Origin of the sequence: Streptomyces sp. NPDC059957 (assembly GCF_042730015.1) — a bacterium.
Taxonomy (GTDB): domain Bacteria; phylum Actinomycetota; class Actinomycetes; order Streptomycetales; family Streptomycetaceae; genus Streptomyces.
Map to the genome: position 1 here is coordinate 49,243 of NZ_JBHWMB010000060.1, position 6,000 is coordinate 55,242.

The window sequence follows — 6,000 nt, forward strand, 5'->3', positions numbered from 1 at the left end:
CCGACCGCCGATGACGGCTCTGGTGCGGATGTCGATCACATGGCATCGTCCCTGTGAGCCGCCGTGCGCACACCCCGCGCGCGATGGCACCGTACGAACACAGACGCCACACCACACCGCACACCACGACACGCCCACGAAGCGCGAACCGCAGACGTGACCGGGAGCCGACGCATGACCGCAGCAGCCACCCCCTCCGAGCCCCTCTGGTCCCCGGGCCCCGACCGGATCGCCGCGGCCCGGATCACCGCCTTCCAGGCCTGGGCCGCCGAACACCACGGCGCCCCCGCGGACGGCGGATACCCGGCCCTGCACAGCTGGTCCGTCGACGAGCTGGACACCTTCTGGCAGGCCGTCGCCGAGTGGTTCGACGTACGCTTCACCACCCCGTACGAGGCCGTCCTCGCGGACCGCTCCATGCCGGGCGCGGTCTGGTTCCGGGGCGCCACCCTCAACTACGCCGAGCACGCCCTGCGCGCCGCCGAGGACCCGGCCCGCGCCGGAGACGCGGCGCTGCTCCACGTGGACGAGACCCACGAGCCCACCCCCGTCACCTGGGCCGAGCTCCGCCGCCAGGTCGGCGCGCTCGCCGCCGAACTGCGCGCCCTGGGCGTGCGCCCGGGCGACCGGGTCAGCGGCTACCTCCCCAACATCCCCGAGGCCGTCACCGCACTCCTCGCCACCGCCGCCGTCGGCGCCGTCTGGACCTCCTGCGCCCCCGATTTCGGCGCCCGCAGCGTCCTGGACCGCTTCCAGCAGGTGGAGCCGGTGGTCCTCTTCACCGTCGACGGCTACCGCTACGGCGGCAAGGAACACGACCGCCGCGACACCGTCGCCGAGCTGCGCGCCGAGCTCCCCTCGCTGCGCGCCGTCGTCCACATCCCGCTCCTCGGTACGCCGGCCCCCGCGGGCGCCCTCGACTGGTCGGCCCTCACCTCGGGGGAGACCGAGCCGGTCTTCGAAGCGGTCCCCTTCGACCACCCGCTGTGGGTCCTCTACTCCTCCGGCACCACGGGCCTGCCCAAGGCCATCGTCCAGTCGCAGGGCGGCATCCTCCTCGAACACCTCAAGCAGCTCGGCCTGCACTGCGACCTGGGCCCCGAGGACCGCTTCTTCTGGTACACCTCCACCGGCTGGATGATGTGGAACTTCCTCGTCTCCGGCCTGCTCACCGGAACGACCGTCGTGCTCTACGACGGCAGCCCGGGATTCCCCGACACCGGTGCCCAATGGCGCATCGCGGAGCGGACCAAGGCCACCCTCTACGGGACCTCCGCCGCCTACGTGATGGCCTGTCGCAAGGCGGAGGTCCACCCCTCCCGCGACTTCGACCTCTCCTCGGTCAAGTGCGTGGCCACCACCGGATCCCCGCTGCCGCCCGACGGCTTCCGCTGGCTCCACGACGAGGTGGCCGAGGACCTCTGGATCGCCTCCGTCAGCGGCGGCACCGACGTCTGCAGCTGCTTCGCCGGCGCCGTCCCCACCCTCCCGGTCCACATCGGCGAGCTCCAGGCCGCCTGCCTGGGCACGGACCTCCAGGCCTGGGACCCCTCCGGCAAGCCCGTCACCGGCGAGGTCGGCGAGCTCGTCGTCACCAACCCCATGCCGTCCATGCCGATCCGCTTCTGGAACGACCCCGACGGCAGCCGCTACCGCGACAGCTACTTCGAGATGTTCCCCGGCACCTGGCGCCACGGGGACTGGATCACGATCACCGACCACGGTTCCGTCGTCATCCACGGCCGCTCCGACTCCACCCTGAACCGCCAGGGCGTCCGGATGGGCTCCGCGGACATCTACGAGGCGGTCGAGCGACTCCCGGAGATCAAGGAATCCCTGGTCATCGGCCTGGAGGAGCCGAACGGCGGGTACTGGATGCCGCTCTTCGTCCACCTCGTGCCGGGAGCCGTCCTCGACGACGCGCTCCGCTCCCGGATCAAGGCGACGATCCGCGAGGAGCTCTCCCCGCGCCACGTCCCCGACGAGATCATCGAGGTTCCCGGCATCCCGCACACCCTCACCGGCAAGCGCATCGAGGTCCCGGTCAAGCGCCTCCTCCAGGGCGCCCCCATGGCCAAAGCGGTCAACCCGGGCTCGGTCGACAACCTCGACCTCCTGCACTTCTACGAGGAGCTCGCCCGCACTCGCCGCTGACGCGGCCGGCCACTGTCAGTGGCGATGATTACTCTGAGTGAGCAAGCGATCGCGTCACTCAGGGGGAACCATGCCACGCTCGAACGACACCGGAACCGCCGCCACCAGGGGCCGCCCGCCCCGCACCGGCAGGCGCCGCACCCTGCGCCGCGAAGTCCCCAGCACCGTCGGCCTCCTGGCCGACGCCTGGGACTTCGCGGCCATGCGCGGATACCGCAGCTTCGCCTTCGACGACCACCGCGACTACCTGGACCACGTGGACCGGCTGCTCCGCTCCCTCGCGGCCCAGGGCATCCACACCACAGTCGCCCTCTTCGACCCGGTGGAGTACGCCGACTACTGCGCGGACCGCGGACTCGATCCGGACACCCCCGGGGCCCGCACCCGCTTCACCGCCGCACTGGGCGGCGCCACCGGCGGTCTCCCGTACGCCGGGCAGCCCATCGACGAACTGATCCCGCTCCTCGTGGACGCGGCCGTCCGCCAGGCCACCTGGGAGTACGCGAGCTCGCTGCTGGCCGAAGTGGGCCGCTGCGCCGACTGCGGGGAGGACATCGGGACCGCCTCCTTCGAGCGCGCCACAGAGGCGCTCCGGCGCCTGGTGGACCGGGCCGGCCCCGGCCACCACCACCTGGTGTGCAGCGTCCCGGCCCAGGACGAACAGCTCGTGGCGGTCCTGCACGCCGACACCGGCCCCGGCGGCCGGCACCGGGTGGACGGCCGCGACGGCCTGGACTTCGTGACCGTCCTCGCCGCGGGCCTGGCCCTCGGCGGGCCCGGGGGACTGGTCCTGCGCACCACCGCCGAGGGCGACCGGGACCGCGTCCACGGCTGGCGCCTGGACCGCGGCCGCCTGGTACCCCTCTCGGCGGCGGCCGTCTTCAACGCCTACTGCACGGACGCCGACACCGGGGACCCCGTAGGCCCCGAGCCCGGCGTCGAGTACTGCCCCGGCTACGAGGTGGACGAACCGGGGCCGCACCACTGAGCCGGGCGGTCGCCGCCCGCCCGGCAACGGCCGAGGGGCCCCCGCCACCGGCGAAGGCCCCTCGAACGTCGACGACACACCCAGCGGTGCGGCGCCTTCCCGTACTACTCGCCGGACAGGACCGCCTGGGCGGCCACCCGGGCTTCCTCGGCGCTGTCCGTGGCACGCGCGGCGGCAGCCGCACGCTCGCACTGCGCGAGGGTGTACTTGGCCAGCGTCGCCCGCACGTAAGGAATCGAAGCGGCACCCATCGACAGAGAGGTGACACCCAGACCCGTCAGCACACAGGCCAGCAGCGGGTCGGAGGCGGCCTCGCCACAGACGCCACAGCTCTTGCCCTCGGCCTTGGCGGCCTCGGCCGACATGGCGATCAGGTCGAGCAGCGCGGGCTGCCACGGGTCCTGCAGCCTTGAGACGGCGCCGACCTGACGGTCGGCGGCGAAGGCGTACTGGGCCAGGTCATTGGTGCCCAGTGAGAGGAACTCGACCTCCTGGAGGATCGAGCGCGCCCGCAGCGCGGCAGAGGGGATCTCCACCATCGCACCGAACTTCGCCTTCAGACCGGCCTCGCGGCAGGCGTCCGCGAACGCCTTGGCGTCGATGCGGTCGGCCACCATCGGGGCCATGACCTCGAGGTAGACCGGCAGCCCCTCGGAAGCCTTGGCCAGCGCGGTGAGCTGCGTGCGCAGCACGTCCGGGTGGTCGAGCAGCGAGCGCAGACCACGGACGCCCAGAGCCGGGTTCGGCTCATCGGCCGGGGTCAGGAAGTCCAGCGGCTTGTCGGCGCCGGCATCCAGAACGCGTACGACGACACGACCCTCGGGGAAGGCTTCGAGCACCTTGCGGTACGACTCGACCTGCTTCTCCTCGGTCGGGGCGTGCTTGCTGTCGTCGAGGAAGAGGAACTCGGTGCGGAACAGGCCCACACCCTCGGCCCCGGCATCGACGGCAGCCGGCACGTCCGCCGGGCCGCCGATGTTGGCCAGCAGCGGCACCTTGTGACCGTCGGACGTGGCACCCGGACCGGAAGAAGCGGAGAGGGCGGCCTTGCGCTCGGCAGCCGCGGCCTCCAACTCGGCCCGCTTCGCCGCGCTCGGCTCCACGAACAGGTCACCGGTGCTGCCGTCGACGGCGATGACCGTACCTTCGGCGATCTCACCGGCACCCGGCAGCGCCACGATGGCCGGCACACCCAGCGCACGCGCGAGGATCGCGCTGTGGCTGGTCGGGCCACCTTCCTCGGTCACGAAACCGAGGACCAGCGCCGGGTCGAGCAGAGCGGTGTCGGCGGGAGCCAGGTCCCGCGCGATCAGCACGTACGGCTCGTCGCTGTCGGGTACACCCGGCATCGGCACGCCGAGCAGGCGCGCCACGATGCGGTTGCGCACGTCGTCCAGGTCGGCCACGCGTCCGGCCATGTACTCACCGGCACCGGCGAGCAGGTCACGGTAAGCGGCGAACGCGTCGTACACACCGCGCTCGGCGGTGCTGCCGACGGCGATGCGCCGGTCGACGTCCGCCATGAGCTCGGGGTCCGTGGCGATCATCGCCTGGGCCTCGAGCACGTGCTGGGCCTCGCCACCGGCCAGCTGGCCCCGGGCGATCAGGTCGGCCGATACGGCTTCCACGGCCTGGCGGGCGCGCCCCTGTTCGCGCTCCGCCTCGTCCGCGGTGATCTGCCTCGCCGGCGGTTCGAGAACCGCCGTGCCCATGTGCCGAACCTCGCCGATCGCCACACCGTGGCTCACGCCGACGCCTCGCAGCGTTGTCTCCATTTCACCCGTCTCCGATTGAGCGGCGGATCCACCCGCCGCGTTGGATGTCCAGTTCGCCCGAGCAGGCGGATACGTCACTGCCAGCCGAAGAGAACGTCTCCGGCCTTCATTTCTCCGGCCTCGACGACGTCAGTGAGGGAGTCGGCAGTCGCTTCCAGTGCCACGACGGGGCAGATGGGGGACTTGCCGGCGGCCTCGACCGCAGCCGGGTTCCAGCGGATGACGGCCTGGCCGCGGGTCACGGTGTCGCCCTTGTTGACGAGCAGCTCGAAGCCCTCGCCGTTGAGCTGAACGGTGTCGATCCCCAGGTGCGTGAGCACGCCGTGGCCTTCACTGTCGACGACGACGTACGCGTGCGGGTGCAGGGAGACGACTACACCGTCTACGGGGGACACCGCCTCCGAAGGCTCGCGCACAGGATCAATAGCGGTGCCCGGTCCCACCATCGCGCCGGAGAACACCGGATCGGGCACTGCCGCGAGTCCGATGGCGGTCCCGGCAAGTGGGGACGTCACGCTGGTCATGGGGGCCTCCCAGGGGTGGGGCTTCTTCGTGTCGCCGTCACTACCTGTCGCGAACGGCGTACTCTCCAGAAGGATAAGTCACAACATGTTCGGGTTCGCCCGATGTTGGTCCCGAACCGGACTGGTCCTTCGGCACGGAGACTAGTGGACTAGACCGGTGGACTAGACCATACGCCTGAATCGATTTGCTTGGGTCCCGATGGACCTGTACTGTCGTGACTCCCGCCGGGACGCCCCGCGTGAACATTTCGCGAACGGCCGATGGACGGGACTCCTCCTCTCTCTTGTTCCGATCTTGATCTCACCTCCTTTCCGCATGCCTATTCGGCAAAACGGGGAGTGGTCAGAGGGAAAGAAAAGAACTGCTAGAGTCGGACTCGCCGGAAAGGGAAACCGCGAAAGCGGATGACCTGGAAGGCGGAAACAAGCGAGACGGACTCTGATAGAGTCTGAAACGCAAGAACAGAACAGAACGAAAGCCCGGAGGAAAGCCCCAGTAATTGTTACTGAGGGTGAGTACAAAGGAAGCGTCCGTTCCTTGAGAACTCAACAGCGTGCC

At 70.5% G+C, this 6,000-nt stretch carries 4 protein-coding genes; 2 read left to right on the plus strand and 2 right to left on the minus strand.

What is annotated here, in order from left to right; genetic code table 11:
• Positions 1–174: 174 nt before the first annotated feature.
• Positions 175–2,154, plus strand: coding sequence for an acetoacetate--CoA ligase (locus ACFWBW_RS31305; RefSeq protein WP_385379573.1), 1,980 nt, complete (start codon positions 175–177; stop codon positions 2,152–2,154).
• Positions 2,155–2,224: 70 nt separating this feature from the next.
• On the plus strand, positions 2,225–3,142 hold the full coding sequence (locus tag ACFWBW_RS31310; RefSeq protein WP_385379577.1) for a hypothetical protein: 918 nt from the start codon (positions 2,225–2,227) through the stop codon (positions 3,140–3,142).
• A 104-nt stretch (positions 3,143–3,246) separates the two neighbouring features.
• Here the strand turns inward: ACFWBW_RS31310 and ptsP are convergent, their stop codons facing one another.
• Positions 3,247–4,917 carry a phosphoenolpyruvate--protein phosphotransferase gene (gene ptsP, locus ACFWBW_RS31315; RefSeq protein WP_385379580.1) on the minus strand — a complete coding sequence of 557 codons (1,671 nt, stop codon included), beginning with the start codon at positions 4,915–4,917 and terminating at the stop codon, positions 3,247–3,249.
• Positions 4,918–4,991: 74 nt separating this feature from the next.
• Complete coding sequence (locus ACFWBW_RS31320) at positions 4,992–5,441, minus strand: PTS glucose transporter subunit IIA (protein WP_385379583.1); 450 nt, start codon at positions 5,439–5,441, stop codon at positions 4,992–4,994.
• Positions 5,442–6,000: the final 559 nt, after the last annotated feature.